The sequence below is a fragment of the Novosphingobium sp. genome, from assembly GCF_027489515.1.
Lineage (GTDB): Bacteria > Pseudomonadota > Alphaproteobacteria > Sphingomonadales > Sphingomonadaceae > Novosphingobium.
In genome coordinates this window covers 1-3,328 of sequence record NZ_JAIXZS010000065.1, presented here as the reverse complement: position 1 = coordinate 3,328, position 3,328 = coordinate 1, and the positions used below count along the sequence as shown (strand labels likewise).

Genomic DNA, 3,328 nt, shown 5'->3' with positions numbered 1-3,328 from the left:
TCCGCCACTTCGGAACAACGATGGGCACTCCGCCCGCCGCCGTGGCTACGCCATTGGCGGCCAGCACGCGGAGCAGGTTGCTCTTCGATCCCATGATGCGGACCTCGCCGCGATCGACCTCGACCCGCTGCGCCAAGGCGCGAAGATGGTCGCGGCGATAGCCGCCGCCTTCCGTGCGGATGCGCCGCCGCGCCGTTGACGCGAACTTTCGCAACGTGGCCGGCGTGATGGCCTGCTGCGTCGAGTTGAGCAGGAGGGCCGAGGCCCGCTCGGCATCCGCCCGCGCCTGATCGCGAGTCGCCTTCAAGGCGACGATGCGATCCCTGAGCGCCGGATCGTCCAAATCGGCGACGCCGCTTTCGATCGCGTCGTAGAGCCGTTTCAGGCGCAGCTCGGTCTCGGCGGATCGCCGGTTCAATTCCGCGATATGCTCGCGGCGCCGGTCGCTGCGCTCCTGTCGACGATCCAGAACCTCGGCTAGTACATCCTCCAGCCGGTCGGGATCGAGCAGCCGGTCGGCCAGATAGTTTGCGACCAGATCGTCCAGCCGCTCCATCGAAACCGTCATGCCCTCGCAGGCGGTCGCGCCCTGCCGCGCCTTCATCGAACAGGTGTAATAGCGATAGCGCCCACCCTTCCCGGTGCGAATCGTCATCGCGCCGCCGCACTTCCCGCAATGGATCAGGCCCGTCAGCAGCGTCGGGCCACCGACGACCTGCGGATGGGCGACCTTCGGGTTGCGCGCCTTGAAATGTGCCTGCACCGCATCGAACGTGGCCTGGTCGATGATCGCCGGAACCTCGACCGCGATCACTTCCTCGGAGGGCTTCAATTCCTTGCTCTTGCCGCGCTTGTTGAACTCGTGGCGGCCGATATAGGTCGGCCGGGTCAGCATCCGATGAACCGTGCCGATGCCCCAGCGGCCGCCGTCGCGCGTGAAGATACGGCGCTCGTTGAGATGCTTGGTGATCGACTTCACGCCCATCGGGCCGGATGTGCCGTCGCCTTCCAGCGCCAGCTTGAACGCCAGCCGCACCGTGTCGGCGTGGATCGGGTCGATCTCCAGCTTCTTCTTCATCTTCGCGCCGCGTTGCTCGGCATCGACCACGCGATATCCGATCGGCGGCAGCGAGCCGTTCCAGAAGCCTTGCCGGGCATTTTCCTTGAGCGCGCGAAGGACGTGCTTCGCATTCTCCTTCGACTGATATTCGTCGAACAGCGCCATGATCTGACGCATCATGACGTGCATCGGATCGTCGCCCATTTCCTGCGTGATCGACAACAGCTTGACGCCGTTCTTGGCGAGCTTGCGAACGTAGAACTCCAGTTCGAAGTGATCGCGGAAGAAGCGCGAGAAGCTGTGGACCACCACTACGTCGAACGACGCGGGCTTGCTGGTCCCGGCCTCGATCATGCGCTGGAACTCGGGCCGCCGGTCGTTCGTCGCCGATGCGCCGGCCTCGACGAAGGTATCGACCAGCTCCAGTCCCCGCGACAGGCAATAGGCTTCGCCCTGCTTGCGCTGATCGGGGATCGACACGTCATGCTCGGCCTGCCGCGCCGTTGAAACGCGCAGGTAAAGGGCGGCGCGCAGCGGCACGGTCATGGTAGCGAACTCCTCACATCATTGGCACGGCCCGAACAGCTCGTCGAAAACGTCGCCGAACCATGCCTCGAACACATCCACTTCCGCACTCGTGACCGGCACGCGCTCGGGCCAGTCGTCGGTGACGGTCCAGGTCGAAAGATCGTCCTTCGGGCTTTTCCCCGCGCAAGGACGGAGGCTGCCGACCGGCAGCGTGGCATAGTCGAACAGGTCGTCCGGGCATTCGGCCCGGCGACGATGGGGGCGACGATGGACTTTGCGGGCAAGGGCCATCCCGACAGGCTGCTTCGCGCTCGCGCCTCATGCAAAGCCTCTGTCGCGGCGAAGCGCAGATAGGGGCGAAGGGCGGCGCGCTGCATCGTAGCGTTCGATGCGGCCGGCCTCATCGTCAGTCGTCCGACTCGAAGCTGCGCTCCTCGCGGCAATGCCACAGGCGCAGGATGAAGATCGTCGCATCCGCAATCTCGTAGCGCAGCTCGTAATTGCCGACGATGATGCGCCGAACCTCGCGCGGCTCGTAGGCGTCCAGCTTCTCGCCGATCCGGGGATAGTCGAGCAGCCGATCCGGCGCGCGCGAGAGCTGCTGCACGACCCGCGCCGCCGCCTCCGGGGCAACCGGACGCAGATGCTCGTGCAGCCGCACCAAATCCGAGGACGCCTTGCCGGTCCACTTGATCCTCATGCCGAAGGCGGCGGCAGCGGGGTGTCAGTGCCGAGGCTGTCCGCCCAAGCGCGCACGGCCTGATGGTCGATCACGCGCCCGGCATCGACATCTTCCATTGCTTCGAGCGTCATGCGGTGACGCTCCTCCTCCTGATCAACCCAGGCGGCGAGCGCCTGTTTCATCACCCAGCCACGCGAGCGTTCGAGCCGCGAGGCCATTGCTTCAACCTTCTCCGCGAGGTGCAGCGGGACGTGTGCGGTCAACACTTTTGTCTCAGTCGCCATGTTCATCACCTGCTATCAACCCGATTAAAATATAATCGAAATAGGCTGGAAAAGCAAGGTCAGCAGAATGGCTTGGCGCCTCCCTACGGGACCGCCGCTCTATCTCCGCTGCGCTCCGACCGAGCCCCTGACGGGTCTCGTCCCTGCCGGGTGACGATCAGCATGGCGGGGTGGCGCTGCTGCGCCGTTCGGCAATCCGCTGCGCGGATTGTTGTCTTTCCGATCTGCGGAGATCGAGCCAGGGCTGCGCCAGCCCGATCGCATCTGGTCGTTTCTCTCCCCGTCGATGGGGTGGGCGACGCTTCCCTTTAGGCCCGCCGCGCCGGGCCGCAACGCGCTGTTGGCGCGTCCTCCACTGCGTTCCGGTCCTGCGGATGCTGCCCGGCTCCGCCAGCGGGCCAACGGCAAGCTTCTTCGCCGCCCACCCCATTCCGGGGTGAGTGTGGTTTTTAGGAGAAGTGTGATGAACGCTGTTACCGAAATCCTAGCCGCCGAGCCTGTGTCGGGCGTCGAGATTTTCGTGCCGCTCGCCAAGCTCAAGAAGTCCCCGCGCAATGCCCGCAAGGTGCCGCATGGGGAAGCCGCTATCGAGGCGCTGGCCGCTTCGATCCAGCACAAGGGGCTGATCCAGAACCTTGTCGTAGAGCCGGAAACCAAGGAGGACGGGACGCCGACCGGCAACTATCTCGTTACCGCTGGTGAAGGCCGCAGGCTGGCGATGTTGCTGCGCGCCAAGCGCAAGCAGATCAAGAAGTCGGAAGTCGTGCGCTGCTG

At 65.1% G+C, this 3,328-nt stretch carries 5 protein-coding genes; 1 reads left to right on the top strand and 4 read right to left on the bottom strand.

Translation table 11 applies throughout. The features are described from left to right. From Q0082_RS11570 to Q0082_RS11555, 4 genes are all read right to left on the bottom strand, one after another. On the bottom strand, positions 1-1,606 hold a 1,606-nt coding region (locus Q0082_RS11570; protein ID WP_121358050.1), incomplete at its 3' end, for a recombinase family protein. An 18-nt stretch (positions 1,607-1,624) separates the two neighbouring features. After that, positions 1,625-1,879, bottom strand: a complete 255-nt coding sequence (locus Q0082_RS11565) for a hypothetical protein (protein ID WP_021691168.1) — start codon at positions 1,877-1,879, stop codon at positions 1,625-1,627. Between the two features lie 115 nt (positions 1,880-1,994). Next, complete coding sequence (locus Q0082_RS11560; protein ID WP_021691169.1) at positions 1,995-2,288, bottom strand: type II toxin-antitoxin system RelE/ParE family toxin; 294 nt, start codon at positions 2,286-2,288, stop codon at positions 1,995-1,997. Further along, positions 2,285-2,536, bottom strand: a complete 252-nt coding sequence (locus Q0082_RS11555) for a ribbon-helix-helix domain-containing protein (protein ID WP_231728118.1) — start codon at positions 2,534-2,536, stop codon at positions 2,285-2,287. The genes Q0082_RS11560 and Q0082_RS11555 overlap by 4 nt, the downstream gene beginning before the upstream one ends. Positions 2,537-3,017: 481 nt before the next feature. Here Q0082_RS11555 and Q0082_RS11550 point away from each other — a divergent pair. Continuing rightward, positions 3,018-3,328 (top strand): ParB/Srx family N-terminal domain-containing protein (locus tag Q0082_RS11550; protein ID WP_298192654.1); only part of this gene is annotated, 311 nt, incomplete at its 3' end.

Coding starts and splice junctions, on each gene's coding strand:
- Q0082_RS11560 (WP_021691169.1), bottom strand. CDS start 2,288: ATGAGGATCAAGTGGACCGGCAAGGCGTCCTCGGATTTGGTGCGGCTG.
- Q0082_RS11565 (WP_021691168.1), bottom strand. CDS start 1,879: ATGGCCCTTGCCCGCAAAGTCCATCGTCGCCCCCATCGTCGCCGGGCC.